This window comes from Nocardia jiangsuensis, assembly GCF_042650385.1.
In the GTDB taxonomy this organism is placed as follows: Bacteria; Actinomycetota; Actinomycetes; order Mycobacteriales; family Mycobacteriaceae; genus Nocardia; species Nocardia jiangsuensis.
On sequence record NZ_JBHSAX010000007.1, the window covers coordinates 44220 to 70986 of the forward strand.

Genomic DNA, 26767 nt, shown 5'->3' on the forward strand with positions numbered 1-26767 from the left:
ACATTTTATCGACCGGTCAAGAATCGCAAGTTGGGAGTACGTAGATGCGGGTAGGTTTCATCGGGCTCGGTAGTCAGGGCGGGCCAATGGCCCGGCGGATCGCGGCTGCGGGGCATCCGCTGGTGCTGTGGGCCCGGCGCCCGCAGATGCTGGAGCCGTTCGCCGATTGCGGAGCCACGGTGGCGGACAGCCCCGCCGCGCTCGCCGCCGCCAGCGACCTGGTGTGCCTGTGCGTGGTCGGCGATGCCGATGTCGAGCAGGTCGTCGGCGGACCGGAGGGGGTGCTGAGCGGGCTGGCGCCGGGCGGGGTGATCGCGGTGCACAGCACGGTGCACCCCGACACCTGCCTGGCGCTGGCCGAGACCGCGGCCACGCGCGGGGTCCACGTGGTCGACGCACCGGTCAGCGGCGGCGGCCAGGCGGCCGCCGAGGGCAGGCTGCTGGTCATGGCCGGTGGCGAGAGCGGCGTCGTGCAGCGCTGCCGTCCGGTGTTCGACGCCTACGCCGGTCACGTGCTGCACCTGGGCTCGACCGGGGCGGGGCAGGTGGCCAAGCTGCTGAACAACCTGCTGTTCACCGCGCACCTCGCGGCTGCCGCCAGCGCCTTCACGCTCGGGGAAGAGCTGGGCGTCGACCGGGCCCGGCTGGGTGAGGTCCTCACCAACGGCACCGCCAACAGCTTCGCGCTGTCTGCGATCGCGCCGATGAACGGCAGCCTCGAGGTGTTGGCGGCTCATGCCGGTGATCTCCTCCGCAAGGACGTGGGGCTGGTCGGTGATCTCGTCGGGCGCGCCGGTGCCGCCCGCGGCGCGGTCGTCGAGGCAGCCGAGGCGGCGCTGACGCTCATGTCCGCGCACCGCTGACCGAGCACGGGTGCCCGGCATCGCGTGCCGGGCACCCGCACCGCTCAGCTCATGCCGATGCGAATGTTCTTGACCTGCAGGAACTCGTAGAGCCCGTCCAGGCCGCCGGTGCGGCCGAAGCCGCTCTGCTTGTAGCCGCCGTAGGGCCCCTGCGGCGAGATATCGCTGACCTGGTTGATCCAGATCGACCCCGCCTCCAGCTGCCGAGCCACCCGGTGCGCGCACACCAGATCGGTGGTCTGGATGAAGGCGTTGAGCCCGTACGGACTGTCGTTGGCCAGCCGCACGGCCTCGGCCTCGTCTCGGAAGCGCAGGATCGACACGACCGGCCCGAAGGTCTCGGTGCGCGCCAGCGGCGAGCCGTTGTCGACCTCGCCGAACACCGTCGGCTCGAGGTAGTAACCGCCGGCCAGCGCCCCGCCCATCCGTTTGCCGCCGGTGACGAGTTCACCGGCGCCGGTCGCGACGGCCTCGTCGATCACCGACAGGATGCGGGTGGCATCGAGCTCGCTGATCACCGGGCCGAAGACGACGGCGGGATCGAACGGGTCGCCCACCGCCGCCTGCTCGACGGTGGCGACGAACTTCTCCACGAAGGCGTCGTAGACCGATTCGTGCACCAGCACCCGGCTCGCGGACGCACAACTCTGCCCGGACTGCACGATCGGCCCCTGGTAGGCCGACAGCCGCGCGGCATAGTCGAGATCGGCGTCGGCGAAGACGATGTTCGCCGACTTGCCGCCGAGCTCGGCGACCACCGGGATCAGGTTCTCCGCCGCGGCCGCCAGGATCTTGCGCGCGGTCACCCCGCCCCCGGTGAAGTGGATCTTGCGGATCCCCGGGTGCCGCACCAGCGCCTCGCCGCCCTCGGCGCGGGCGGGCACGACGTTCACCAGCCCGGGCGGCAGCCCGGCCTCGAGGCACAGCTCGCCGAAGCGCAACGCCGCGAACGGCGCCAGCGCCGACGGCTTGAACAGCACCGCGTTGCCCGCCGCCAGTGCGGGGGCGACGCACGACCCCGCGACCACCATCGCGCCGTTCCAGGGCGCGATCACCCCGACCACGCCGTAGGGCTCGCGCTCGACGAGATTCAGGTCGGGGGACTCGGCGACCGGCGTGCTGAGCCCGTGCGGCTTGTCGACGTAACCGGCGTAGTGCCGCAGGAACCGTTCGAGCACAATGGTATTGATCGCGAAGGAGATCGGCACCCCGTAGTCGTGCACGTTCAACCGGCTCAGCTCGGCCGTGTGCTCGTGCACCGCGTCGGCGAGGTCGATCAGCAGGTCACGGCGGCGATCGGCGGAGTAGGAGATCCATTCCCGCTGCGCTTCGCGCCCGGCTCGAACGGCGAGTTCGATGTCTTCGGCGCCCGCGAGCGCGACCGTCCCGTTCGGCTGCCCGGTGGCCGGGAAGATGTGGTCCTGCGACCCGCCCGCGGCGGCGGTGATCCGGTCCCCGCCGATGAGCAGCGCGCCGTTCAACGTCTCGGTGGTGCTCACGACTGCTCCTGCTCGGCTTCGACGCGCCACTCGTGCACGACGCGACCCTTCTGTTCCCGGATGACCTGGCTGAGGTAGGTGCCCTTGGGCAGCCCGCAGTAGGCGCCGAACTGGAGCGCCAGCTCGTCCATCTCCTCGAACGACACGTCCCGGCTCTTCAGCGCCGCGTAGACGTGGGACAGGATCGGCAGCGGGGCGTCCTGGAACCCGACGCAGGCCACCGTGATCAACCGGCGCGCCTTCATCGAGAGCCCCGGGCGCAGCCACATTTCGCCGAAGACGAAGTTCAGGATGCCCGCGCCCTGGTAGGGGTTGTTCCGGTCCGGGGCGAACGGCATGCAATTGACGTCCTTGAACGACTGCGTGCCGCGAACCAGCCGCTCTTCGGGGTCGCTCGGGGTGACCAGCGGCAGCAGCGGTTCGGGGGCGGGGACCGGCAGGCCGCGCTCGCGGTGGATGCGGTCCCACTGCTGGTCGACGACGATATTGAACCGCGACGCCTTGGGCCAGCCGGCATAGACCGCGAAATGCAGCACCGTCTCCCGCATTTCGACGATGGAGAGGTCGCCGCTGTTCAGCGCGGCGTAGACGTGGTCGATCAGTAGCTGCTCGGCGTCGGAGTCGGCGACGCAGGCCAGGGTGACGAAGCGCCGGTCGCGGCGGCTGAGCACCGGACGGGTCCACACCTCGGCGAAGACGTAGTCCAGCAGGCTGTCTGGTGCCGCGGGGCCGGGGGGCGGGTCGAAGGTCATGACTTCGGTGAAGGCCTGGCGCCCTCGCTCCGAGCGTGAGCCGGTGGCGGTATCGGTGGTTTGCATGTGTTCCGCTTTCAGATGAGCGTGACGCCGGCGTCGACCTTGAACTCCATCCCGGTCACGTGCCGGGCCTCATCGGAGATCAGGTAGAGCACCGCGTTGCTGATGTCGATGGGTTCGGTCATCACGACCGGCAGCGCATTGCCGAACAGCGGGGCCAGATCCGGGCGGACCTCGGTGAGCAGGGTGAACAGCGACGCCGGTGACATCCCGGTCGCGACCCCGGTCGGATGCACGGTGTTGACCCGGATGCTGCGCGCCGCCAGTTCGTTGGCGAGGGCCTTGCTCAGGCCGACGACGCCGTGCTTGGCCGCGGTGTATGGCGTGTGCAGCGGGGTGCCCTTGAGCCCGGCGGCCGAGCTGATGTTGACCAGGCTGCCACCGCGCTCGATCAGGTGCGGCAGCGCAGCGGCGCAGGTGTTCCAGGTGCCGATCAGGTTGACATCGACCACCGTGCGCCACTGCTCGGGCGTGGTGTGCTCCCAGGTCGCCGCGGTCAATACTCCGGCGTTGGCCACCGCGGCGTCGAGCCCGCCGAGCTCGGCCACCGCGGTGTCCACCGCCGCGCGCAGCTCCGCGGCGTCGCGCACGTCGGCGACCGCGGTGATCACCTGCCCGCCGTGCTCGGCAGCCAGCCGCTCGGTCTCGGCCAGATCCTCCGGTGTTGCCAGCGGGTACTCGAGCTCGGGCAGTGAGCGGCAGATGTCGATCAGCACCAGGTCGGCGCCCTCCTCGGCGAGCCGGACCGCGTGGCTGCGTCCCATGCCGCGGGCGGCCCCGGTGACGAGCACCCGCTTGCCCGCGACCCGCCCGGCCCTCGCGGTGCTCACAGCTTGTTGACGAAGCCGGCGTCCACCGGCAGCGTCACCCCGGTGATGTACTTCGCTTCGTCCGAGGCGAGGAAGGCGATCGCGGCGCTGATGTCCTGCGGCTCGAGCATGGCGACCGGCATCGGGTTCATCAGGTGCGGGCCGCCGTCGGGGTTGTTCGCCGCCCACTCCATCATCTGCGGATTGACCGCCATCATGGTGTTCACCGCGGTCGGATGCACGGTATTGACCCGAATGCTGTACTGCGCCAGCCCGTTCGCCAGACAGCGCATGATGCCGACAATGGCGTGCTTGGAGGCCGCGTAGCCCAGGCCCCCGCCGTCCATCCCGCCCATACCGACCAGCCCGGCGGTGGAGCTGGTGAACACGATGCTCCCGCCACGCCCGCCCGCGATCAAGTGCGGCAGCGCGGCGCGCGCGGTGTGGAAAGCCCCCGACATGTTCACCCCGATCACATCCGCCCACTGCGCGAGCTCGGTCTCGATCGGAACCTCCTCCAGCGACAGCGGCGCGATACCGGCATTCGCGCAGACGATGTCCAGGCGGCCGAGCTCAGCGACCCCGGCATCCAGCGCGTCGCGCAGCGCGATGAAGTCCCGCACGTCGGCCACCGTGCCGATCATCCTGCGTCCCTCTGCCTCGACCAGCGCCACGGTCTCCGCCAGCTCGGCGCGGCTCGCCATCGGGTAGGCGTTGGAAGCGATATCGGCGCAGATGTCGACGCCGATGATGTCGGCGCCCTCGCGCGCCAGCCGCAGCGCGTGGCTGCGGCCCTGTCCTCGTGCCACCCCGGTGATGAAAGCGACCTTGCCGTCCAGGGAACCCATTGATCCTCGATTCGATGCCGAGCAGCTCAGCGTCGCCCCGGATGAGTCACGAGTGCACGCCGATGCCGATGAAAATTTGCCTTCTAGCTGTGGTAATCTGATTACCACTTGGCGAGAGTAGCAGTCTCTGAGGCGATGGGGGAAGAAGTTGGACCGAAAACCGGAGAACCGGCCCGATGTCATGGAGTCGGCCGTCGGCCAAGGGGAGCAGCGCATCCAGGCCGCCGTCGTGCAGCTGCTGGAGGCCGGTGGCTACGAGGCGGTACAGGTACGCGAGGTCGCCCGGCAGGCGCGCGTGTCGCTGGCCAAGATCTACAAGCTCTACGGCACCCGTGACGAGCTGATCCTGGCCGCGCTGCAGCGCTGGCTCGCAGACAACCGTTATGCCGGCCTGGACTCCTACGCTCCCGTGCCCGGCGAATCCCTGCGCACCGCGCTCATGGGTGTGCTGCGCCCCATCTTCGAACCCTGGGAAGACCACCCGGGACTGTTGATCGCCTATTTCCGCGCCCGGGCCGCGACCGGCGGCGAAGTGCTGGTGCAGCGCGGATTCGAGGCCGTGGTCCCCGCCGCGATGACGGCACTGGCTGGAGTCGACCCCGCGTTCGTTCGCGACCTGGAGGTGATCCTGTCCAGCCTGGTCTACGGGCTCCTCGGCCGCTTCGCCGGTGGCGAGATCGCGGTGACCGAGATCCTGCCCGCGGTCGACCGCACCGTCTACTGGCTTACCGCGGGCTACGCCGCCGAGCATCACGGCGGACCCTCCGGCCATTGAACCGAACCCTCCGACCGAAACCCACCGATTCTCCGGCATGCAGAAGAGAGCCCGATGACGTCGACCACCCGAGCAGTCCCGCCCGCGCGGGTGCGCCGCGATCTGCTGGACGAACTGCGCAGGTACGCCGCGCAGTCAGTGGTGTTCCACTCGAACCTCGCCAGCCGGCTCGGCATACGCGTCATCGACCTCGGCTGCCTGATCATGCTGAGCACCGACGGCCCGCTCACGCCGGGCGAGCTCGCCACTAGGCTGGGTATCAGCCGCGGCGGAGCTATTACCTCGGTCATCGACCGACTCGAAGGCGCCGGGTTCGTACGGCGCAGCCCCGACGACTCCGACCGGCGCCGGGTCCGCGTGGAGCCGGTCGCGGTCCGCGCCGGAGTTGCCATCGCACCCGTGGTCGGGGTGCTCGGGAACGAATTCCCGAGCGACCCCGAAACACTCGACGTCGTTCTCGGCTTCCTCCACACGATGAACACCGCTCTGCAGGCAAGCAACGAGCAGTTCAGCCGCAGCTGAGCCGCGCTGAATCATGCGGAGTCACAGCGGGAACCGACGCCGGTACCGAATGAACGGTGAGTGCGTTCCTTGGTAACAGGCGTGCGGCTCTTCGTAACCGCGTGCCACGCCGACAGCGTTCTCGGTGCCGATGGCGCACCACAACCACGACCCGGCCTGGTGTTCAGGAGCCGTTGCCCGGCTGGGTGTAGGTGTGCCCGTCCAGCACCGTGGTGAGTGTGCCCGCGGCCTGGAAATCGTTGCGGATGACTTCGGTTCCGAGGGTGAGGCCGCCCGGCTCGGAGGTGCGCCGGGTTCCGGTGTGCGTGCCGGAGACGCTGAGATCGCTGTGCCAGGTGATCGGCGCGAACCCGCTCTCGGCGCGCCGCTCCACACTCTCGGTGCCGTCGACGGTGATCCCGTCGCCATCGCGATAGCCACTGTAGGTGACCGCGATGCGCATGATCATGGTGCGTGCGGGGTTCTCGGTGATCTCGACCCGGGCGCTGCCCGCCTCGGCGCCGGGCGCGGTATAGACGCCAGCGGACAGGTGCGGGACGATCGGCAGCGCGTCACCGCGACGGAAGGCGCTGCCCCACTTCGGCATCGGCTCCGCGGAAACAGACTGCGGCGCGACGGGCTCGGCGTAGTCCAGGCGCGCGAGCACAACCCTGCTGCGGCGCCCGCCGGGTTCGGTGGACTCCGCGCAGGGCGGCGGATTTGCGCCGCCGCAGGCCGGTGTGGTGGCCAGGTTCTCGGCCCACACCACGCCGGTGCTGTCGGCGAGCCAGGCCGGGTCGGCGGCGGACCCGGCGCCGGAGCCCGGATGCCGCCCCGATCAACTTGATCCCGATCATGCGCCTGCAGATGGCGTTTTGGTTCGGGGCCCGGCTCGGCTACACCCACCCCCGCGAGGTCGCGGTTTATGCGCTGCGCCAGGGAACCGGGAGCCCGTCGTTCTTCCATGCCACGAGCCTGCGCGCTGTTCGTAGCCGCAACAGCCCCTGACTGTGACCGCGGTCGAGACCATCCCTGGTGCCGACCCCGCGCGAGTCGCGCTGGCGCTGGATCTGCAGAACCACGGCCAGGGTTTCCACGATCAAGTACTGCAGGATTGCCGCGCCCGCGGCGTGGGGGCGCTGTTGCTGCTGCGTAACCCGCGAGAGACGCTGCCCGAGAACACCGCGGCCTTCACTGCGGTCGTCGATCAGGTTTGCCGGGTGTGGCGGGATACGAGCCTGCCGGCCGGGGCACGCAGCAGTGGGCACACAATCTACCTCAGCGGGCCGGTCTCGATCGCGGTGGCGCTCGGCGCCCGGCTGGCCGCCGCCGATCAGGGACGCTGGACTGCCTTGTCCTACGACACCACTACCGGTAGTTACACCCCCTTCCCCGAACCCTGACTCGGCAGGCAACGACGGCAACAAAGCGATCATGACCCGTCAGCCCGACCGGTGGGGCAGACCAGGAGGTGTAGTCCAGTATCTGTTCGCTCCAACGCACTGAGTTCTGAGGCAGCATCGCGCGCCGTGTAATCGCTCAGCCCAGCTGCGGCGCCACCTTCGCCCCGAGCAGCTCGATGGTGTGCAGCACCTGCTCCGGCGGCAGCGTGCCGACGCTGGTGTGCAGCATGAAGCGGTCGAGCCCGAGGGTGTCGCGGACTCTTCCGATCTTCTCGGCGACCACGTCCGGGGTGCCGAGGAAGAGCGAGCCCTCGGGGCCGCGCATGGCGTCGAACTGGGCGCGGGTCATGCGGCCCCAGCCGCGCTCGCGGCCGATGACGTTCATGGCCCGGGTGTAGGGCTCCCAGAACTCGCTGATCGCGGCCTCTTCGGTGTCGGCGATGTAGCCGTGCGCGTGCACCGCGACGGGCTGGCGCTCGTGCCCGCCCTCGGCGAGGGCGCGGTGGTAGAGGTCGACCAGCGGCCTGAAGCGGGCGGGTTCGCCGCCGATGATGGCGATGGCGAGCGGGAGGCCGAGCAGGCCGGCGCGGGCGACGGATTCGGGGCTGCCGCCGACGGCGATCCAGACCGGGAGGGGGCGGTTGTCGGTGCGCGGGTAGACGATCGCGTTGTCCAGCGGGGCGCGGAACTTGCCCTGCCAGGTGACCGGCTCCTCCTCGCGCAGCTTCAGCAGCAGGGCGAGCTTCTCGTCGAAGAGCTGGTCGTAGTCGGCCAGGTCGTAGCCGAAGAGCGGGAAGGACTCGGTGAACGAGCCGCGCCCGGCCATGAGCTCGGCGCGCCCGCCCGAGAGCCCGTCCAGGGTGGCGAAGTCCTGGTAGACGCGCACCGGGTCGTCGGAGCTGAGCACGGTGACCGCGCTGGTGAGCTGGATGCGCTCGGTGCGCGCGGCGATGGCGGCCAGCACGACGGCGGGGGCGGAGGCGGCGAAGTCGACCCGGTGGTGCTCGCCGACGCCGTAGACGTCGAGCCCGGCGGCCTCGGTGGCGACGGCCTCGTCCACGACCTGGCGCAGCCGTTCGGCCGCGCTCGGCGCCGGGCGGCCGTCGGCCGGATAGCGTTCGGCGAAGGTGGTGAGTCCCAGTTCCACGGTGCGTCCCGTCTCGAGATGTTTCTACGTCAACTACTCGTCGGAACGCCGGGGGTGCGCCGAAGATTCCCTACTCGCCGGTGGCCCGGCTGATCTGCTGGGACACCTCGGGCAGGTCGATCCCGATGCGCCGATCCATGGCGCGGGCCAGGTGTTCGTCCGCGATCATCCGGACGCTGGGACGCAGCTCCGCCAGGGTTTCGGCGAGCTGGTGCAGCTGGGCGGGGGAGGGGTGCTCGAGCACCTTGCTCACCAGGTGCGTGCGGAAGATCTGCACGAAGGCGAAGGCCATCCGGTCGAAGGCCGCCTCGAGCTCCCAGCTCACCGCGAGGATGGCGTGCAGCGGGATACCGATCGCCACCAGCGCGGAGGCCCCCTCCAGCAGCCGCGCGCTGGTGTACACGAACTGGTCGCCCTCCATGCGCAGGTAGCCGAGCGCGACCGCCTCGGCGATGGCCTGCGGCGTCACCTGGTCGCCGAACTGCTCGAGCATCTGCTGCAGGTCGAGCGTGACCTCGCCGTCGCCCCACGCCGTCGCGGCCGCCGACTGGAAGCCGAGCAGCTCGGAGACGCCGCCGCCCTGTTCGGCGCTGGTCAGCAGGTCGGCGATGCCCTCGAGGCTGTGTCCGCGGCCGAGCAGGTCGGCGATCAGCCGCAACCGCTCCAGGTGCGTTTCGCCGTAGAAGGCGTTCCGGCCCCTGCGCTCGGGCGGCGCGAGCAGGCCGCGCTCCTGGTAGTAGCGCACCGTGCGCACCGGTACCGCCGCGGCCTCCGCCAGTTCGGCGACCCGGTACTCCCTGCCGGTCATCCGTTTCCCTTCGATCCGGCCAACTGTCTCAGTAGATACTGAGTCAATCTTCCCTGCTTCGTCCAATGTCGTCGGGATCGGCGGGCGGAAAATGTCTGTAGCCGAATATGTCCACTGATAGTTACAGTTATTACTGAGAGAGTTGAGTCACGATACTACGGAGGACGGATGCGGACGAGCAGCCCGTGCGCGACCAGGGAACTCAGGATCGCCGGGATGCCTGCCGCGGGCTACCTGCGCCACGACCCCCGGCTCTCGCACCAGCTACTCGGGCACGTCGCGGGCGGCGCCGAGCCGCGCGGGGCGACGATGCCGTGCGGGGCGTCCCGCCGCGAGGCCGCCGAGGTGATCAGGGGCTGCCTGGATCTGGTGGCCGTCGCGCTGCAGGGCGACCCCGCGGTGGAGGTGCCGGAGCGGCTGCATGCCCGGATCGGTGACTGGGCCGCCGACGGCGTCGACCTGGAGGCGGTGCAGCACGCCACCCACCTCGGCTTCCGCTTCGTGCTCGAGCTGCTCGGCAGGCGCGCCACCGGCGCGGACAGCAGGGCCATGGTGGTGGCCGGGCAGCGCCTCGCCGAGGTGCTCGATCGCCTCGTCACCGCCTTCACCGGCAGCTACCTGCGCGAACTGCGGGCGCAGAGCACCGCGCGGGACGATGCGGGCGGCCGGCTGGCGAGCGCGCTGATCGCCGGTGACGCCGGCGCGGCGCAGCTCCGCGGCAGCGGCTTCCCGGCCGCGGACGCCTACGCGGTGCTCGCGCTCGGCGTCGCGACCGAGACGTTGGAGGACCGCGCGGTGCGCGACGAGAGCGAGGCCGGGCGCAGACTGCGCCGGATGCGGCTGGAGCTGGCGACGCGGCGCGATGGCCCGCCGCCCGCGCTGCTCGGCCCCGATGGCGGTACCGTGCTGCTCGCCGAGGATCGGCTCGAGGACACCGCCGCCGCCGACCTGCTCGCCGGGTTGCAGCGGGCGGCCGGCGTCCCGCTGCTCGGCACCGTCGTGCACGCGCTCACCGGCGCGGTGCCCGCCGCGACCAGGGACGCACACGAGCTGCTCGATCTCGCCCAGCGGCTGCGGCGCCCGGCCGGGCTCTACCGGATGGCGGATCTGGCCGTCGAGTACCAGATCACCCGCCCCGGCCCCGGCCGCCGCAGGCTGGCCGCGGTGCTCGATCCGCTGCACGCGCAGCCGGAGCTGCTGAACACCCTGGTGGTGCACCTGCGCAACGACCGCAACCGGCAGCGCACCTCGCGCGCGCTGCACATCCACGCCAACACCATCGACCACCGGATGCGCCGGATCGCCCAGCACACCGGTTTCGACCCGATGAACATGGACGGGCTCTGGTACCTGCGCGCGGCGATCGTGGCGCGCGCCTACGAGGCCGAGACCGGGCCGGTGCGGAGCGCCGAGCTACCCGCCGCCGCCGGCTGACCGCGGCACCGCGCCGCCGGGGAGGGGCGCGGGCCCCGCCGGGTTACCCGGCTGCGGCCGGTCGATCCGGTCTACCCTGTTCGTCATGTCCGTGCGCACTCGCCAGCCCCTCGTTCCCGGCATGCTCTCGCCCGAGCGGGAGGTGCCGCGCGCCATCGCGCGCCCCGAGTACGTGGGCAAGCGGACGGCCGTCGAGGGCTCCGAGCCCTGGGTGCAGACGCCGGAGACCATCGAGAAGATGCGGCTCGCCTCCAAGATCGCGGCGCGCGCGCTGGCCGAGGCGGGCAAGGCCGTCGCCCCCGGCGTCACCACCGACGAGCTGGACCGGATCGCGCACGAGTACATGATCGACAACGGCGCCTACCCCTCCACGCTCGGGTATAAGGGCTTCCCCAAGTCCTGCTGCACCTCGCTCAACGAGGTGATCTGCCACGGCATCCCGGACTCCACCGTGATCCAGGACGGCGACATCGTGAACATCGACGTCACCGCCTACATCGACGGCGTGCACGGCGACACCAACGCCACCTACCTGGCCGGCGAGGTCGACGAGGAGGTCCGGCTGCTGGTGGAGCGCACCCACGAGGCCACCATGCGGGCCATCAAGGCGGTCAAGCCCGGCCGCGCGCTGAACGTCGTCGGCCGGGTGATCGAGTCCTACGCCAACCGCTTCGGCTACGGCGTCGTCCGCGACTTCACCGGCCACGGCGTCGGCCCGACCTTCCACAACGGCCTGGTGGTGCTGCACTACGACCAGCCCGCGGTGGAGACGGTCATCGAGCCGGGGATGACCTTCACCATCGAGCCCATGATCAACCTCGGCGGCATCGACTACGAGGTCTGGAACGACGGCTGGACCGTGGTCACCAAGGACCGGCGCTGGACCGCGCAGTTCGAGCACACCCTCGTGGTCACCGAGACCGGCGCCGAGATCCTCACCCTGCCGTGACGCCGGGCGGCGCGCTGCTCGTCGCCGGGACCACCTCGGACGCGGGCAAGAGCGTCGTCGTCGCCGGGCTGTGCCGGGCCCTGGCCCGCCGCGGGGTCCGGGTGGCGCCGTTCAAGGCGCAGAACATGTCCAACAACTCGGTCGTCACGCTGGACGGCGGGGAGATCGGCCGGGCGCAGGCGCTGCAGGCCCGCGCCTGCGGTCTGGAGCCGAGCGTGCGGTTCAACCCGATCCTGCTCAAGCCGGGTGGTGATCACCGCTCCCAGCTGGTGGTGCGCGGCAGGGCCGTCGACACCGTCGGCGCGCGCGACTACTTCCGGCATCGGACCGCGCTGCGGGAGGTGGTGGCCGACGAACTCGCCTCCCTCCGTGCCGATTTCGACGCGGTGCTCTGCGAGGGCGCAGGCTCGCCCGCCGAGATCAATCTGCGCGCCACCGATCTCGCCAACATGGGGCTGGCCCGCGCGGCCGGGCTGCCGGTGATCGTGGTCGGCGACATCGACCGCGGCGGCGTGCTCGCCCACCTCTTCGGCACCGTGGCGGTGCTGGAACCGGCCGACCAGCGGCTCGTCGCGGGCTTCCTGGTGAACAAGTTCCGCGGCGACGTCGAGCTGCTGCGCCCCGGGCTGGACCAGCTCGCCGCGCTCACCGGCCGCCCCACGCTCGGCGTGCTGCCCTACACCGACGAGCTCTGGCTGGACGCCGAGGACTCGCTCGGCACCGTCGCCGACGCCCCGGTGGGCCGCCCCGCCCCGGCGCGCGGCCGGGAGTGGCTGTCGGTCGCCGCGATCCGGCTTCCGCGCGTCTCCAACTCCACCGACGTGGAGGCGCTCGCCTGCGAACCGGGCACCGCGGTCCGCTGGGTGGCCGAGCCCTCCCGGCTCGCCGGCGCCGACCTGGTGGTGCTCCCCGGCAGCAAGGCCACCGTCGACGACCTGGCCTGGCTGCGGCGCACCGGTCTCGCCGATGCCTTGCAGACCAGGGCGGCGGAGGGGAAGCCGATCCTCGGGGTGTGCGGCGGGTACCAGATGCTCGGCAGCCGGATCGTCGACCCGGTGGAGTCCGGCGCGGGCGCGGTGCCCGGGCTCGGGCTGTTCGACCTCGAGGTCGCCTTCGCCGACCCGAAGGTGCTGCGGCGCAGCGCCGGACGGGAGCTGGGCAGCCGCATCCCGGTGCACGGCTACGAGATCCACCACGGCCGGGTCACCCGCACCGGCGACCCCGCCTGGCTGGAGCTGGAAGGGCAGCCGGAAGGCAGTGTCCGCGGCGCGATCTGGGGCACCCACCTGCACGGGCTGCTGGAGTGCGACGAGCTGCGCCGCGGCTGGCTGCGCACCGTCGCGGCCGCGGCGGGCCGCACCGGCTTCGAACCGGCGGCCGACGTCTCGGTGGCCGCGCTGCGCACCGCCCAGCTCGATCTGCTCGCCGACCTGGTGAGCGAGCACGCCGACCTGCCCGCGCTGGAGCGGCTGCTCGCCGACGGCCCGCCCGCCGGGCTGCCGGTGATCGGCAGCGGGCTCACCGCGCCCTGTTGACGAACCGGGCAGTGCCCCTTACCTTCTGGTAAGGATCGGCGGGGTTCGTAAGGAGGGGTGCGGTGGCGGAGCGCAAACGCGGCGCGCCGGTGCTGTCCGCGGCGGTGACCAGCAAGGGGCAGATCACGATTCCGGTGGACGTCCGGGTGGCGCTCGGGTTGCGCGCGGGGGTCAGGGTGGCCTTCGTGCCCACCCCGAACGGCAGCTACGAGCTGGTGCCGGAGACCAGGACGGTCAAGGCGCTCAAGGGCATCGTCGGCTGGGGCGCGGCGCCGCTGGAGCTGGCCGAGATGGACGCCGCGGTCGCAGGCAACGTGGTGGAACGGCCGCGCGGATGATCGGCCTCGACGCCAATGTCCTGATCCGCTACCTGACCCAGGACGACCCGGAGCAGTCCGCCGGCGCCAACGCCGTGATCGACGGGCTCACCGAGAGCGACCCCGGCTACCTCACCATGCTGGTGCTCGCCGAGATCTACTGGGTGCTGCGCCGCGGCTACCGGCAGACCCCGGAGGCCGTCACCGATGTGCTGCTCGGGCTGCTGGACTCGGCCGAGATCGTGGTCGAGCGGGCCGACACCGTGCGCCAGGCGCTGCGCCGCGCCGCCGATGGTGCCGATTTCGCCGACGCGCTGGTCGAGCAGCTGGGCCGGGAGGCCGGGTGCGATCGCACCGTCACCTTCGATCCCGAGGCGGGCGACCACGCGGGCATGCGGCTGCTCTCCTGAACGCCCGCCATCCGGGCGAACCCGGCATCGCGGATCGGGCGGCCGTGTACCGTTTCCGGTCATGACAGCGCGCCAGATCACGGTCGGTGACCGCTCCTGGACGGTCCGGGTGGACGGCCCGGACTCCAGGCACACCGTGCTGCTGCTGCCGGACGCGGGCGCCCCGCCCGACGTCTTCGACGGGGTCTGCGCCCGGCTGCACGTCTCCGACCTGCGCACCGTCACGCCGGAGAGCGTCGACGGGCTGGAACCGGCCGACCTGCACGCGGCGCTCGACCAGCTGAGCGTGCCCTACACCCACGTCGCCGGCTACGGCCGCGGCGCCGAACTGGCCTGGCAGCTCTGCGCCGGGCCGTTCGGCCGCTTCATCAGCCTGACCGTCGCCGACCGCGGGCACCCGGCGGGCGCCGACCCCGATGGCGCCGTCGCCGACTCCGCGGTTCGGCCGATGGAGCTGCCGGTGACCATGGTGGTCACCAAGCGCACCACCCGCGCGGTGGCGGACGGCTCCGGCCGCTTCGTCTACGGCGAGTTCCGGGTGGTCGAGCTGGACGTCGACGACGTCGCCGCCGAGGCGACGCACGAGTTCGCGACCGAGATCGTGCTGCGCACCAGCCCCTGGTGAGTCAGTTCGCGCGGAACGCGGCCAGCCAGTCCAGCCAGTTGTCCAGCTCGGCGAAGGCCTCGTCCCTCGGCTTCTCGCTCGACAGGAAGACGTCGTGCCGCGCGCCCTCGATCGGCACGATGTTGGTGCGGTCGCCGAGGCAGCCGGACCAGCGCTGGATCTGCTCGACATCGAGCACCGCGTCCGCCACGTCGACGGCGGGGCCGTACCGCCGGGCGAACTTGGTCAGCCGGGAGCGCAGGATGAGCGCGGGCACCCCGATGCTCAGCCCGCGGTGCAGCCTGGCGTGGCCGCGGCGGATGGCGCGCAGCCAGCCGAACCGCACGGGGAACCCGCTCAGCGGCTTCCAGTCCAGGTTGTACTCCCACTCCCCGGACACCGTGTGGTGCAGGCTGTCGCCGTAGGCGGTGATCGCGGGGGCGGGCAGCGCCGCGGTCTTGCGGAAGCGGCCGAGCACGTCGATCACCGGGGTGCCGACGCTGCGGTAGTAGGCCGGGCCCTGCAGGTCGAACCACGGGCTGTTCAGCACCAGCCCGATCACGCCCGCGGCGGCGGTGCCGGTGCGGGCGTTCAGCCGGTCCAGCCACAGCGGCAGGATCAGCCCGCCGGTGGAGTGCGCCACCAGCAGCACCGGGGCGCCGGTCTCGGCGCGCACGATGCGCAGCGCCTCGTCCAGCTCCGCGTCGTAGGAGGCCAGGTCGGTGACGAAGTGCGGGCTCTGCCCGTCGCGCAGCGAGCGGCCGCACTTGCGCAGGTCGAGCGCGTAGAAGCGGTGGCCGCGGGCGGCGAAGTGCTCGGCCACGTGCTGCTGGAAGAAGTAGTCGGTGAAGCCGTGCAGATAGAGCACGGCGGGCGTCTCCGTGTCAGCGGGGCTGGACGCGGTCTCCTCGGGCCGGTAGCGCACCAGGGTGCCGAAGATCTCGCCCTCGCCGTCCGGATCCGGGCCGAGCGGAAGCGTGCGCTGCTGGTAGTTCGTGCCGAGGACATCCGGCTGCCACGGGTCGCCACCGGACGAGGTCCGCGCCGGGTCGAGCGAGGTTTCGTTCGTCACAGTGCCCAATCTATCGCGGCGGAAGCGCCCTGCCGAGCCCGGCTTACCGGGAGGTATCTATGTCACATTCGGCAGGTTCGCTGCGGGAACGCCGATTCCCGAGGTGCACAATTGGGCACAGGTGAACGGTGGGTAACCTCCAGCCGGAAGCCGCGGGCAACCGCGCAGAGTGACAAGGAAGTCGACACCCGTGCCGAATGCTGCTCAGACCCAGAAAACCGATGTCGTACTCATCGGCGCAGGCATCATGAGTGCCACACTCGGCGCACTGCTGCGGCAGTTGCAGCCCGAGTGGTCGATCTCGCTCTTCGAGCGGCTGGACGCCGCCGCGGCCGAGAGCAGCGACCCGTGGAACAACGCGGGCACCGGACACTCCGCGCTCTGCGAGCTGAACTACAGCCCGCAGAACCCCGACGGCACCGTCGACATCAGCAAGGCCGTCGACATCAACGAGCGCTTCCAGGTCTCCCGCCAGTTCTGGTCCTACGGCGTGCAGAACGGACTGCTCGGCGAGCCGTCCCGCTTCATCAACCCGATCCCGCACGTGAGCTTCGTGCACGGCGAAGAGAACGTGCGCTACCTGCGCGCCCGCTACGACGCGCTGGCCCCGCACCCGCTCTTCGAGGGCATGGAGTACATCGGCAGCCCGGACGAGTTCGCCCGCAGGCTGCCGCTCATGGCGCGCGGCCGCGACTTCCGCGACCCGGTCGCGCTGAACTGGACGGACGCGGGCACCGATATCGACTTCGGCGCGCTCACCAGCGAGCTCCTCGCCCACCTCGGCCGCACCGGGGTGGACCTGGCCTTCGGACACGAGGTGCTCGACCTGTCCAAGCAGTCCGACGGCCAGTGGCTGGTGCGGGTGCGCAATGTCCGCACCAGGCAGACCCGCACGCTGATCAGCCGCTTCGTCTTCGTCGGCGCGGGCGGCGGCGCGCTGCCGCTGCTGCAGAAGGCCGGCATCAAGGAGGCGAAGGGCTTCGGCGGCTTCCCGGTGAGCGGCCAGTTCTTACGCAGCACCAACCCCGAGCTCATCGGGCAGCACCACGCCAAGGTGTACGGCAAGGCCGCCGTCGGCGCCCCGCCCATGTCGGTGCCGCACCTCGACACCAGGGTCATCAAGGGCCGCAACGGCCTGCTCTTCGGCCCCTACGCGGGCTGGACGCCGAAGTTCCTCAAGGACGGCAAGAACACCGACCTGTTCAAGTCGATCCGCCCGGACAACCTGTTCTCGCTGCTCGGCGTCGGCGTCACCGAGCTGAGCCTGACCAAGTACCTGATCTCCGAGCTGCTCAAGTCCGAGGCGGGCCGGGTGGAGACGCTCGGCGAGTTCGTGCCGCGGGCCAGGGGCAAGGACTGGGAGCTGATCACCGCGGGCCAGCGCGTCCAGGTGATCCGGCGCAAGGGGCTGGGCGGGGTGCTGGAGTTCGGCACCGCCGTGATCGCCGCGGGCGACGGCAGCATCGCCGGGCTGCTCGGCGCGTCGCCGGGCGCGTCGACCGGCGTCAGCGCCATGATCGACGTGCTGCAGCGCTGCTTTCCGAACGAGTACGAGGGCTGGACCCCGAAACTGCGCGAGATGGTGCCCTCACTCGGCGTCAAGCTCTCCGACAATCCGGAGTTGTTCCGCGAGGTGTGGAGCTGGACCAGCAAGACGCTCAATCTGGACACCGCCGGAGTCGCGGCCCCCGCCCAGGTGTGATAGCAAGAGGCGATGATCTCAACGGTTGCGCTCAAGCGGTCCTGGGCCCAGGACCTGGACACCGCCACCCTCTACGAGCTGCTGAAACTGCGCGTGGAGATCTTCGTGGTCGAGCAGAAGTGCGCGTACCCGGAGCTGGACGGCCGCGACCTGCTCCCGGAGACCAGGCACCTCTGGCTCGATGACGAGGGCACGGTCATCGCCACGCTCCGGCTGCTGGAGGAGCACGAGGACGGCGTGAAGTCGTTCCGCATCGGGCGGCTCTGCACCGCGCGGCCGGTCCGCGGCCAGGGCTACACCACCCGGCTGCTGCAGGCCGCGCTGGCCGAGGTCGGGTCGCACCCCGTGCGGCTGAACGCGCAGAGCCACCTCGTCGAGCTCTACGCCAGGCACGGCTTCACCGCCGACGGGCCCGAGTTCGTGGAGGACGGCATCCCGCACACCCCCATGCGGCGCGGGTGAGCCCGGCGCTGCCCGCGGGCCGAGGCGGTGTCCGGCGGCGCCCCCGCCGCGCCTAGAGTCGAAGCCGTGTCGGTGTACCAGGTGGAAGAGATCGAGACCGGAAATCCCGCCCCGATCGCCGAGGCGGGGTTCCCCTTCTCCGCGGTCGTCGGGCAGGAACGGCTGCAGCTCGCGCTGATCCTGTGCGCGGTGCACCCCGGGATCGGCGGCGTGCTGGTGCGCGGCGAGAAGGGCACCGCCAAGTCGACCGTGGTGCGCGCGCTCGCGCAGCTGCTGCCGCCGGTGGTCGACGAGACCGGCTCGCGCCCGGCCCGGCTGGTCGAGCTGCCGGTCGGCGCCACCGAGGACCGGGTGGTCGGCTCGATCGACCTGGAGCGGGTGCTCCGCGCCGGTGAGCAGGCGTTCCGGCCGGGGCTGCTGCACGCCGCGCACCGTGGCGTGCTGTACGTGGACGAGGTCAACCTGCTGCACGACCACCTGGTCGACGTGCTGCTCGACGCCGCGGCCATGGGCCGCGTGCACGTCGAGCGGGACGGCGTCTCGCACACCCACCCGGCGAAGTTCGTGCTGGTGGGCACCATGAACCCGGAGGAGGGGGAGCTGCGGCCGCAGCTGCTCGACCGGTTCGGGCTCACCGTCGACGTGGCCGCCTCGCGCGAGGTCGACGTCCGGATGGCGGTGGTGCGGCGCCGGCTCGACTACGAGGCCGACCCGGCCGGGTTCGCCGCCCGCTACGCGGGCGCCGACCGCGCCGAGGCGCTGCGCATCCGCGACGCCGTCGACCGGCTCGCGCACGTCCGGCTGGACGATGTGGAGCTGCGCCGGATCGCCGCGCTCTGCGCCGCCTTCGACGTCGACGGGATGCGCGCCGACCTGGTCGTCGCGCGGACCGCCACCGCGCACGCGGCCTGGCGCGGGGCGGATGCGGTGACCGAGGAGGACGTGCGGGTCGCGGCGGAGCTGGCACTGCCGCACCGGCGCAGGCGGGATCCGTTCGACGAGCCCGGGATCACCGGGGAGCAGTTGGACGAGGCCATGCGGGATGCCGCCGCGGAGGTGGAGAAGGCGGGGTCGGCGTCCGGTGCGGACGGCCCCGATTCCGCCGACGGCGCGGCGGACCGGGCGCCCGGTGCCGGGCGTGGGCCCGCCGACGGGCGGGACCCGGCAAACGGCGGCGGGCCGGATTCCGCGGGTGGCGGGCACGGATCGGAGGCCACCGACGACTCGCGCCGCGAGTCCGGCGATTCGGCCGCCGCAGACCTGGACGCCGACGCTGCCGACGGTCCCGGCTCCGATCCAGCCGGTGGTCCCGGCGCCGACCCTGCGGATCGCCCCGAGTCCGGCCTCGGCCGGAAGCGCTCCGGCCCCGACGGTACCGACGACGACCCCGACTCCCCGCCGGACGGCCCTGGCTCCGGCGGCCGGGAACGGCGTGCGGGCACGCCCGTCTCCGCCAAGGTCGCGGCCCCGCGCTGGGAGGTCCCCGGCATCGGCGAGGGCGCCCCCGGCCGCCGCTCGCGCGCCGAGAGCCGCCTCGGCCGCGTCGTCCGCCCGACCGCGACCACCGGAACCGGCCTGCACCTGCTCGGCACCGTCTTCGCCGCCGCCCCGCAGCAGCGGGCCCGCGGCCGGGTGACCGGCCCGCTGCGGCTGGCCGCGGGCGACCTGCGCGGCGCGCACCGCGAGGGCCGCGAGGGCAACCTGGTGATCTTCCTGGTCGACACCTCCGGCTCGATGGCGGCGCGCGACCGGATCGGCGCCGTCACCGGCGCCGTCGTCACCCTGCTGCGCGACGCCTACCAGCGCCGCGACAAGGTCGCGGTGATCACGCTGCGCGGCAGCGAGGCCGAGCTGGTGCTCCCGCCCACCTCGTCGGTCGACATCGCGGTGCGCAGGCTCGCCGGGCTGCGCACCGGCGGCAAGACCCCGCTCGCGGCCGGGCTGCTCGCCGCGCGGACCCTGGTGGCCAGGGAGAAGGTGCGCGACCCGCGCCGCCGCCCGATGCTGGTGCTGCTCACCGACGGCAGGGCCACCGGCGGCGTCGAGCCGCTGCCGCGGGCCCGCGCCGCCGCCCGCGGGCTGGCCGCGGATGCCGTCACCGCCATGGTGGTCGACTGCGAGCGCGGCCTGGTCCGGCTCGGGCTCGCCGCCGAACTGGCCCGCGAACTCGGCGGCGGCTGCGTGCGGCTCGCCGAGCTCACCGGCGACGCCGTCGCAGGCGTGGTCCGCTCTGCCGCCTGACCCGTTCCGAAGGAGATCTCCGTGCCGCAGGGCATTCCGGCCACCGTCCCGGACGACGGCCTCACCACCAGGCAGCGCCGCAACCAGCCGGTGCTCGCCGTGCACACCGGGCCGGGCAAGGGCAAGTCGACCGCCGCCTTCGGGATGGCGCTGCGCGCCTGGAACCAGGGCTTCGACATCGCCGTCTTCCAGTTCGTGAAGAGCGCCAAGTGGAAGGTGGGCGAGGAGGCGGCGTTCCGCACCCTCGGCACGCTGCACGAGCAGACCGGGGCGGGCGGCGCGGTGGAGTGGCACAAGATGGGCGAGGGCTGGTCCTGGACCCGCAAGCAGGGCACCGAGGACGACCACGCGGCGGCCGCGCTGGCCGGCTGGCAGGAGATCGCCAGGCGGATCGCGGCCGAGCAGCACCGGTTCTACGTGCTCGACGAGTTCACCTACCCGCTCAAGTGGGGCTGGGTCGACGTGGACGAGGTGGTGCGCACCCTGGTCGAGCGGCCCGGGCAGCAACACGTGGTGATCACCGGCCGGGACGCCCCGCAGGCGCTGCTCGAGGCCGCCGATCTGGTCACCGAGATGACCAAGGTCCGGCATCCGATGGATGCCGGACGCAAGGGACAGCGCGGGATCGAATGGTGAGCAGTTCCCGGTCGGGCATCGGCCGCGCCGACGTACGCGGCAGGCACGCCGACGGCTCGACCCGGGCGCTGCGGCGCCGGTCGGTCGAGCGCCGAGACCGGGGAGTGGCCCGATGAGTGCGGTTCCCGCCGTGGTGGTGGCGGCGCCCGCGTCGGGGAGCGGCAAGACGACGCTGGCCACCGGTCTGATCGGGGCACTGCGGCGGGCCGGGCACCGGGTGGCGCCGTTCAAGGTGGGGCCGGACTACATCGACCCCGGGTACCACGGACTGGCCGCCGGGCGGCCGGGCCGCAACCTGGATCCGGTGCTGGTCGGCGTCGAGCGGGTGCCCGCGCTGTACCGGCACGGGTCGCGCGGGTGCGACCTGGCCGTGGTCGAGGGCGTCATGGGGCTCTTCGACGGGCGCATCGACGAGAGCGCGGGGCCGATCGCGGAGGGGTCGACGGCGCAGGTCGCCGGGGTGCTCGGCGCGCCGGTCGTGCTGGTGGTCGATGCTCGCGGGCACAGCCAGTCGCTGGCCGCGCTGCTGCACGGCTTCGCCACCTACGACAGCGGGGTGCGGCTCGGCGGTGTGATCCTCAACCGGGTCGGCAGTGAGCGGCACGAGCAGGTGCTGCGCTCGGCCTGCGAGCGGGTCGGGCTGCCGGTACTCGGGGCGCTGCCCCGGCTCGCCGAGCTCGAGCTGCCCTCCCGGCACCTCGGGCTGATCCCCGCCGTCGAACACGGCGCCGCCGCGCGGGCGGCGGTCGCCGCGATGACCGATCTCGTCGCCGCGCACGTCGATCTCGCGGCGGTCGCCGCCATGGCCGGTGCCACCGTCGCGGGCGAGGCATGGGATCCGGCCGCGGCGCTGCGGGAGGCCGTCGACGCGCGCGGCGGTCAGCCGGAGCGGCGGCCTGGGAGCCGTCGTGGTGGCGGTCCGCCGCGCACCGCCGAGCAGGGCGACCCGGCCCGGACACCGACGGGCGGTGCGGGGCTCGCCGCGTGGTCGTCGGCCGACGCGGAGCACGCGCGTCCGGTGGTGGCGGTGGCCGGGGGAGCGGCGTTCACCTTCGGCTACGCCGAGCACCGCGAACTGCTGGACGCGGCGGGCGCGCGGGTCGAGGTGTTCGACCCGCTGCACGACCCGCTGCCGCCAGGCACCGCGGGGCTCGTCGTCCCCGGCGGCTTCCCGGAGGAGCACGCCGAGCGGCTGGCGGCGAACACCCCGCTGCTCGCCGAGGTCGCCGCGCTCGCCGCGGCGGGGCTCCCGGTGCACGCGGAGTGCGCCGGGCTGCTCTACCTGGCCCGCTCCCTGGACGGTCACCGCATGGCCGGGGTGATCGACGCCGACGCCGAGTTCGGCCCGCGGCTGACCCTCGGCTACCGCGACGCCGTCGCGCTCGCCGACTCCCCGCTCTGGCCGGCCGGACAGCGGGTGCGCGGCCACGAGTTCCACCGCACCCGGCTGCTCCGCACCGGCGCCCCGGTGCGGGCCTGGGGCTGGCGCGGCAGCGACGGCGGCCCGGTCACCGAGGGCGCGATCACCCGCGCGGTGCACGCCTCCTACCTGCACACCCACCCCGCGGGCGACCCCGCCGCCATCGCCCGCTTCACCGCCGCCGCAACCGTTTTCGCCGCCACCCGGATCGATGCCTGATCCCCGGAGCCCGCTGACCGTCGGCATCGGGCTGCGGCCGGGAACACCGGGGGGCACGATCCTCGCCGCAATCCGGAGCGTCCTCGGCGACCACGCGATCGCGCGGATCGCCACCCTCGACACCCGCGCGGCGGAACCCGGCCCGCGCGCGGCGGCCGAGCGGCTCGGCGTCCCGCTCCTGGCCTGCACCGCGGCCGAACTCGCGACGGTCCCGGTGCCGAATCCCGGCCGCTACCCGAGCGTCGCCGAGGCCGCCGCCCTGCTCGCGGGCAGCGGCCCGCTCGTGGTCCCGAAGACGCCGTACGCGGGCACCGTCACCGTCGCCGCCGCGCACTGACTACGGCGCCACCGAACCCGGATCGGCGAACCCGCTCGGATCGTGCCGCCCGCTGCTCGCGTGCTCGATCCCCCGCATCGCGCCCGCGCCACGAAATCGCCGACCCCCGCAGCCGACGGGCAGCGCATTCACTCCCAGCGGTAGCTTCCGTCGAGCAGCGCCTCCAGGCTCGCCCGGTGCATGACGTAGTCGTCGCGGTCCGCGGTGTCGGTGTCCTCGCCGAAGTGGATCATCCTGCGCTTGATCCGCGCCATCACGATGGCGTGCCGCAGCGCCGCGTAGACGAGGTAGAAGTCGAGGTCGCGCACGGTGTGGCCGGTGCGGGACTCGTACCGCGCCACCACGTCCGCACGGCGCAGGAAGTCGGGTAGCCCCGGCTGCTCGAAGCGCTCCGCGATGTCCTGGAAGAAGCGGTGGATGAAGATGATCCAGCCCAGATCGACCTCGCGCGGGACGATCGCGGCCATCTCCCAGTCCAGCACGGCGAGCGGGCGCCACTCCGCCCAGATGATGTTCCCCGGCCTGGCATCGCCCCAGCACAGCACCGCGGGGCCGGAGTCGGCGGGCCAGTTCGCGTCCAGCCAGTCGAAGGCGCGCTCGATGATCGGGATGCGGTAGCCGTCGTCGGCCAGCGCCCAGTCGTACCAGGCGCGCTGGGCCCGCACGTGCCTGCGCAGCGGCTGCCCCGGCCCGGATGGCAGCCCGAAGCGGGCCTCCGCGTGCGGGATGGCGTGCACGTCCGCGATGACGTCGACGGTGGCCCGGCCGACCTCGGCGCGCTGCTCCGGGGTGGCGTCGAAGAGCCAGCCGACGAAGACGTACGGCGGATTGTCCGCCGGGACGACGCCGTCCACCCGGCGCATGACGAAGAACGGCGTGCCGAGCGGCGCTGCGCTCTCCTCCAGCCACACCAGCGGCGGCACCGGGACCGGACTCGCGGCGCCGACCTCGGAGATGACCCGGAACTGGGCGGCGAGGTCGTACTCGGGAAAGACCGGGAAGGCGTCCGCCTCCGGCGCCATCCTGGCCACGAACGAGCCGCCCTCGGCGCGGCCGTCGACGGTCCAGTGCGCGTCGAAGAGGATGGTGGTGCTCGACATGCCGCCGGATTCCGGGCGGCCGGTCACGGTCACGGCGGGCGGGTGGTCCGCGCTCACCCGCTCGTCCAGCCACGCCGTCAGGCGCGCGCCGAAATCGTCCAGATCGCCTGCGCTGACGGTCAATCGGTGTCGCTGCGTCGGGTCGGCCTCGTCGCCCATCCCGGTACCTCCTGCTCCCGCGCCCCCGGCGGTGAATGTAACGGGTTCTAGTTGGGGCGGAGGGGGAAACGGAGAGAATCCGCGGGCGCTACCCGCGCAGCGCCTGCCGCCAGGAGACCGTCCCCCCGGTGCGCAGCACCGACCGCTCGTACACCCGCGCGGCGAGCAGCGAGAGCCCGGCGGTCACCGCGACCATGAGCAGCACGGTGCCCGCGATCTGCGCCGGCGTCGCCACCCCGGCCGCGATCCGCAGCGGCATGAGGATGGCGGAGAACGGCGGCACCCAGCTCAGCGTGGCACTGAGGGTGCCGTCCGGATCGCGCACCGCCACCGAGGCGATGCCGAACATGGCGACGATGAGCACGGTGAGCGGCGTCGTCGTGGAGTTGACGTCCTCCTGCCTGGAGACCAGCGAGCCCGCCGCCGCGTAGAGCACCGCGAAGAACAGGAAGCCGAGCACGAACCAGCCGAGCGCGCCCGCCAGCGTGCCGAGCGCGGTGCCGGTGAGCGTGAGCACCCCGGTGCCGAGCGCGGTGCCGACCCCGGCCACCCCGTACAGCGTGAGCTGCAGCAGCCCGGCCGCGCCGAGCCCGATGATCTTGCCCCAGAGCAGCTGCAGCGGCCGCACCGTCGCCAGCAGCACCTCGACGACCCGGCTCGACTTCTCCTCGACCACGCCCATCGCCACGTACACCCCGAAGAGCAGGATCTGCAGGTAGAGCACGAAGGCCACCGACATGGAGAGCACGGCGCGCTCCCCGGCGGCCGGGTCGGGCGGATCGATGGCCCGCTCGTCCAGCCGCACCTCGGCGGCGGCGCGCACCGCCGCCGGGTCCACCTCGAGCGCGCGCAGCGCCTGCTCCTGGGCGTGCCCGGCCAGCGCGCTCGCCAGGACCGCGCGCAACTCGTCGTCCAGCCCGGTCTCGGTGACAACGACCGCGCCCCCGGTGCCGGGAACCAGCGCGGCATCGGCAGTCCCGGAGGTGACCTCGTCGCGCGCGGCAGGCTCGTCCGCGACGACCGCCACGGTGACCGCGGTCCCGATGGCGGCGCCGGAGCTCTCCAGCCACGGGGTGAGCGTGTCGTCCCCGACCACCGCGACGGTCGCGGTGCGCTCCTCGGCGTCGCCGCCGAAGACCGCGATCCCGGCGATCCCGGCCACCAGCGCCAGCAGCACGACCCCCGTGCTGATCAGGAAGCTCTTGGCGCGCACCTGCACCAGGAACTCGCGCCGGGCGATCAGGGCGACGGTGCGCAACCGGTTCGGCGCGGTCATCCCGCCACCACCTCTCGGTACAGTTCGGTCAGGGTCGGCTGCTGGGGGGCGAATTCGCGGACCGGGCCGGTGCGCAGCGCCGCCGCGAGCAGCGCCTGCTCGTCGGCGTCCGCGGCGAGGGTGAGCACGGTGCGGTCGCCGTCGCGCGCCCAGCCCAGCACGCCGGGCAGCGCGGCCGCCCAGTCCGGCGCGGCGTCGGGTGCCCGGACCAGCAGCCGGGGCTGCCCGCCCGCGCGCAGCTCGGCGACCGAGCCGGTGACCCGCATCCGCCCGGCCGCGATGATCCCGACCCGGTCGCAGAGCCGCTGCACCAGCTCCAGCTGGTGGCTGGAGAAGACGACCGGCACCCCGGCATCGGCCTTCTCCCGCAGCACCGCGCTCATCACGTCGACGGCGACCGGGTCGAGCCCGGAGAACGGCTCGTCCAGCACCAGCAGAGCCGGGTCGTGCACCAGCGCGGCGGCCAGCTGCACCCGCTGCTGGTTGCCGAGGCTCAGCGAGTCGACGGTGTCGCCGCTCCGATCGGCCACGCCGAGCCGCTCGGTCCAGCGCCGCACCGCCTTCCGCGCCTCCGCCCTGCTCGACCCGTGCAGCTCGGCGAGGTACTCGAGCTGCTCGCCCACCTTCATCTTCGGGTAGAGCCCGCGCTCCTCCGGCATGTAGCCGATGGTCCGGCGCAGCGCCGCGTCCACCGGGCGGCCGCCGAGCCGGACGCTGCCCGCGTCGGCGGCGAGCACGCCGAGCACGATCCGCATGGTGGTGGTCTTGCCCGCGCCGTTGCTGCCGACGAAGCCGAAGATCTCGCCCGGCGCCACCGCGAACCCGACCCCGTCCAGCGCGGTCACCTCGCCGAACCGCTTGCGCAGCCCGTCCAGCTCCAGCGTCCCGCTCACAGCGCTGCCTCCGGCTCCGGATCGGGGCGGTTCCAGGCCAGGATCATGGCGGGGGAGCACCCGCCGATCAGCAGCGCCGTGATCGTCCACAGCCCGCAGGCGTAGCCGAACCCGACGCTCAGCGACTCCAGCGAGGCGCCGATGACCAGCGCGAAGGCCGGGATGATCGCGACGCTCTGGGTGACGGTGAGCCCGATCGACCTGGCGGCGTCGCGCTCGGCGACCTCGTACTCGTCCAGCGCGTTCCGCGGCGCGTCGCTCTGCCTGCTGGACACCACCTGCAGCACCGTCCAGGTCGGCAGGAAGAGCAGCACCGGGACCATCCAGAGCAGCGGCCCGATCCGCATGTTCCCCACGCACACCGCGCCGACGGCGACCATCGCCGCGAAGAGCGCGGCCAGCGCGAGCACGAGCGCGCGGCGGCGGGAGCGGGTGCGCCAGCCGGGCAGCCAGGCACCGGTGCGCGCCTCGTTGCGCAGGAATCGCCTGGTCCGGAATTCCTGATAGTTCGCGAGCAGATCGGTCGCGGACAT

The 26767-nt window shown here is 72.5% G+C and carries 29 protein-coding genes; 17 read left to right on the forward strand and 12 right to left on the reverse strand.

Features of this window, described 5'->3' with window-relative positions; all coding sequences use genetic code 11:
- The first annotated feature begins 44 nt into the window (after positions 1-44).
- Positions 45-863, forward strand: coding sequence for an NAD(P)-dependent oxidoreductase (locus ACFO0B_RS07870; RefSeq protein ID WP_378611656.1), 819 nt, complete (start codon positions 45-47; stop codon positions 861-863).
- Between the two features lie 44 nt (positions 864-907).
- Here the strand turns inward: ACFO0B_RS07870 and ACFO0B_RS07875 are convergent, their stop codons facing one another.
- The 4 genes from ACFO0B_RS07875 to ACFO0B_RS07890 are packed head-to-tail and all read right to left on the reverse strand — an operon-like array spanning position 908 to position 4834.
- Positions 908-2362 (reverse strand): aldehyde dehydrogenase family protein, encoded by a 1455-nt coding sequence (locus ACFO0B_RS07875; RefSeq protein ID WP_378611657.1) that lies wholly within the window; start codon positions 2360-2362, stop codon positions 908-910.
- Positions 2359-3180, reverse strand: a complete 822-nt coding sequence (locus ACFO0B_RS07880; RefSeq protein WP_378611658.1) for a carboxymuconolactone decarboxylase family protein — start codon at positions 3178-3180, stop codon at positions 2359-2361. The genes ACFO0B_RS07875 and ACFO0B_RS07880 overlap by 4 nt, the downstream gene beginning before the upstream one ends.
- Before the next feature lie 11 nt (positions 3181-3191).
- On the reverse strand, positions 3192-4007 hold the full coding sequence (locus ACFO0B_RS07885; RefSeq protein WP_378611659.1) for a mycofactocin-coupled SDR family oxidoreductase: 816 nt from the start codon (positions 4005-4007) through the stop codon (positions 3192-3194).
- On the reverse strand, positions 4004-4834 hold the full coding sequence (locus tag ACFO0B_RS07890; protein ID WP_378611660.1) for a mycofactocin-coupled SDR family oxidoreductase: 831 nt from the start codon (positions 4832-4834) through the stop codon (positions 4004-4006). The genes ACFO0B_RS07885 and ACFO0B_RS07890 overlap by 4 nt, the downstream gene beginning before the upstream one ends.
- A 181-nt stretch (positions 4835-5015) precedes the next feature.
- Between ACFO0B_RS07890 and ACFO0B_RS07895 the strand changes: the two genes are divergently transcribed.
- Both ACFO0B_RS07895 and ACFO0B_RS07900 read left to right on the forward strand, forming a co-directional pair.
- Positions 5016-5609, forward strand: coding sequence for a TetR family transcriptional regulator (locus tag ACFO0B_RS07895; RefSeq protein WP_378611661.1), 594 nt, complete (start codon positions 5016-5018; stop codon positions 5607-5609).
- A 90-nt stretch (positions 5610-5699) separates the two neighbouring features.
- Positions 5700-6131, forward strand: a complete 432-nt coding sequence (locus ACFO0B_RS07900) for a MarR family transcriptional regulator (protein ID WP_378611662.1) — start codon at positions 5700-5702, stop codon at positions 6129-6131.
- Positions 6132-6294: 163 nt separating this feature from the next.
- Here ACFO0B_RS07900 and ACFO0B_RS07905 read toward each other — a convergent pair whose 3' ends face one another.
- A complete protein-coding gene (locus tag ACFO0B_RS07905; protein WP_378611663.1) occupies positions 6295-6879 on the reverse strand; it encodes a hypothetical protein in 585 nt (194 codons plus the stop codon).
- Positions 6880-6965: 86 nt separating this feature from the next.
- On the opposite strand from ACFO0B_RS07905, the gene ACFO0B_RS07910 reads away from it, so the two are divergent.
- Both ACFO0B_RS07910 and ACFO0B_RS07915 read left to right on the forward strand, forming a co-directional pair.
- On the forward strand, positions 6966-7118 hold the full coding sequence (locus tag ACFO0B_RS07910) for a hypothetical protein (protein WP_378611664.1): 153 nt from the start codon (positions 6966-6968) through the stop codon (positions 7116-7118).
- A 2-nt stretch (positions 7119-7120) separates the two neighbouring features.
- Positions 7121-7513 carry an SAVED domain-containing protein gene (locus ACFO0B_RS07915; protein WP_378611665.1) on the forward strand — a complete coding sequence of 131 codons (393 nt, stop codon included), beginning with the start codon at positions 7121-7123 and terminating at the stop codon, positions 7511-7513.
- 136 nt (positions 7514-7649) lie between these two features.
- Here the strand turns inward: ACFO0B_RS07915 and ACFO0B_RS07920 are convergent, their stop codons facing one another.
- Positions 7650-8660 (reverse strand): LLM class flavin-dependent oxidoreductase, encoded by a 1011-nt coding sequence (locus ACFO0B_RS07920; RefSeq protein WP_378611667.1) that lies wholly within the window; start codon positions 8658-8660, stop codon positions 7650-7652.
- A gap of 70 nt (positions 8661-8730) precedes the next feature.
- Entirely contained in the window at positions 8731-9468 is a 738-nt protein-coding gene (locus tag ACFO0B_RS07925; protein WP_378611668.1) for a MerR family transcriptional regulator, read from the reverse strand.
- Between the two features lie 168 nt (positions 9469-9636).
- On the opposite strand from ACFO0B_RS07925, the gene ACFO0B_RS07930 reads away from it, so the two are divergent.
- From ACFO0B_RS07930 to ACFO0B_RS07955, 6 genes are all read left to right on the forward strand, one after another.
- Positions 9637-10902, forward strand: coding sequence for a PucR family transcriptional regulator (locus tag ACFO0B_RS07930; protein WP_378611669.1), 1266 nt, complete (start codon positions 9637-9639; stop codon positions 10900-10902).
- Positions 10903-10987: 85 nt separating this feature from the next.
- On the forward strand, positions 10988-11851 hold the full coding sequence (gene map, locus ACFO0B_RS07935) for a type I methionyl aminopeptidase (RefSeq protein WP_378611670.1): 864 nt from the start codon (positions 10988-10990) through the stop codon (positions 11849-11851).
- Positions 11848-13386, forward strand: coding sequence for a cobyric acid synthase (locus ACFO0B_RS07940; protein ID WP_378611671.1), 1539 nt, complete (start codon positions 11848-11850; stop codon positions 13384-13386). Before map ends, ACFO0B_RS07940 begins: the two co-directional genes overlap by 4 nt.
- 62 nt (positions 13387-13448) lie before the next feature.
- The gene (locus tag ACFO0B_RS07945; RefSeq protein WP_378611672.1) at positions 13449-13724 is read left to right on the forward strand and encodes an AbrB/MazE/SpoVT family DNA-binding domain-containing protein; all 276 of its coding nucleotides are present in this window, start codon (positions 13449-13451) and stop codon (positions 13722-13724) included.
- A complete protein-coding gene (locus ACFO0B_RS07950; RefSeq protein ID WP_378611673.1) occupies positions 13721-14113 on the forward strand; it encodes a PIN domain-containing protein in 393 nt (130 codons plus the stop codon). Before ACFO0B_RS07945 ends, ACFO0B_RS07950 begins: the two co-directional genes overlap by 4 nt.
- Before the next feature lie 61 nt (positions 14114-14174).
- Positions 14175-14738: an alpha/beta hydrolase gene (locus ACFO0B_RS07955; protein ID WP_378611674.1), complete on the forward strand. Its 564-nt coding sequence runs from the start codon at positions 14175-14177 to the stop codon at positions 14736-14738.
- Position 14739: 1 nt separating this feature from the next.
- On the opposite strand, the gene ACFO0B_RS07960 is transcribed toward ACFO0B_RS07955, so the two are convergent.
- Positions 14740-15789 carry an alpha/beta hydrolase gene (locus tag ACFO0B_RS07960; protein ID WP_378611675.1) on the reverse strand — a complete coding sequence of 350 codons (1050 nt, stop codon included), beginning with the start codon at positions 15787-15789 and terminating at the stop codon, positions 14740-14742.
- A 247-nt stretch (positions 15790-16036) separates the two neighbouring features.
- On the opposite strand from ACFO0B_RS07960, the gene mqo reads away from it, so the two are divergent.
- The 6 genes from mqo to ACFO0B_RS07990 all read left to right on the forward strand — a co-directional run bounded on the left by mqo (position 16037) and on the right by ACFO0B_RS07990 (position 22806).
- Positions 16037-17491 (forward strand): malate dehydrogenase (quinone), encoded by a 1455-nt coding sequence (gene mqo, locus ACFO0B_RS07965; protein WP_378611676.1) that lies wholly within the window; start codon positions 16037-16039, stop codon positions 17489-17491.
- A 12-nt stretch (positions 17492-17503) separates the two neighbouring features.
- The gene (locus ACFO0B_RS07970; protein WP_378611677.1) at positions 17504-17953 is read left to right on the forward strand and encodes a GNAT family N-acetyltransferase; all 450 of its coding nucleotides are present in this window, start codon (positions 17504-17506) and stop codon (positions 17951-17953) included.
- Between the two features lie 66 nt (positions 17954-18019).
- Positions 18020-20194, forward strand: coding sequence for a VWA domain-containing protein (locus ACFO0B_RS07975; protein WP_378611678.1), 2175 nt, complete (start codon positions 18020-18022; stop codon positions 20192-20194).
- Positions 20195-20215: 21 nt separating this feature from the next.
- Positions 20216-20830, forward strand: coding sequence for a cob(I)yrinic acid a,c-diamide adenosyltransferase (cobO, locus tag ACFO0B_RS07980; RefSeq protein ID WP_378611679.1), 615 nt, complete (start codon positions 20216-20218; stop codon positions 20828-20830).
- 112 nt (positions 20831-20942) lie between these two features.
- A complete protein-coding gene (locus ACFO0B_RS07985; RefSeq protein ID WP_378611680.1) occupies positions 20943-22469 on the forward strand; it encodes a cobyrinate a,c-diamide synthase in 1527 nt (508 codons plus the stop codon).
- A complete protein-coding gene (locus ACFO0B_RS07990) occupies positions 22462-22806 on the forward strand; it encodes a cobalamin biosynthesis protein (protein ID WP_378611681.1) in 345 nt (114 codons plus the stop codon). Before ACFO0B_RS07985 ends, ACFO0B_RS07990 begins: the two co-directional genes overlap by 8 nt.
- A 128-nt stretch (positions 22807-22934) precedes the next feature.
- Here the strand turns inward: ACFO0B_RS07990 and ACFO0B_RS07995 are convergent, their stop codons facing one another.
- From ACFO0B_RS07995 to ACFO0B_RS08010, 4 genes are all read right to left on the reverse strand, one after another.
- Positions 22935-24065, reverse strand: a complete 1131-nt coding sequence (locus tag ACFO0B_RS07995; RefSeq protein ID WP_378611682.1) for a phosphotransferase family protein — start codon at positions 24063-24065, stop codon at positions 22935-22937.
- 88 nt (positions 24066-24153) lie between these two features.
- Positions 24154-25341, reverse strand: coding sequence for an ABC transporter permease (locus ACFO0B_RS08000; protein WP_378611683.1), 1188 nt, complete (start codon positions 25339-25341; stop codon positions 24154-24156).
- Positions 25338-26234, reverse strand: a complete 897-nt coding sequence (locus ACFO0B_RS08005; RefSeq protein ID WP_378611684.1) for an ABC transporter ATP-binding protein — start codon at positions 26232-26234, stop codon at positions 25338-25340. Before ACFO0B_RS08005 ends, ACFO0B_RS08000 begins: the two co-directional genes overlap by 4 nt.
- Positions 26231-26767 carry a hypothetical protein gene (locus tag ACFO0B_RS08010; RefSeq protein ID WP_378611685.1) on the reverse strand — a complete coding sequence of 179 codons (537 nt, stop codon included), beginning with the start codon at positions 26765-26767 and terminating at the stop codon, positions 26231-26233. Before ACFO0B_RS08010 ends, ACFO0B_RS08005 begins: the two co-directional genes overlap by 4 nt.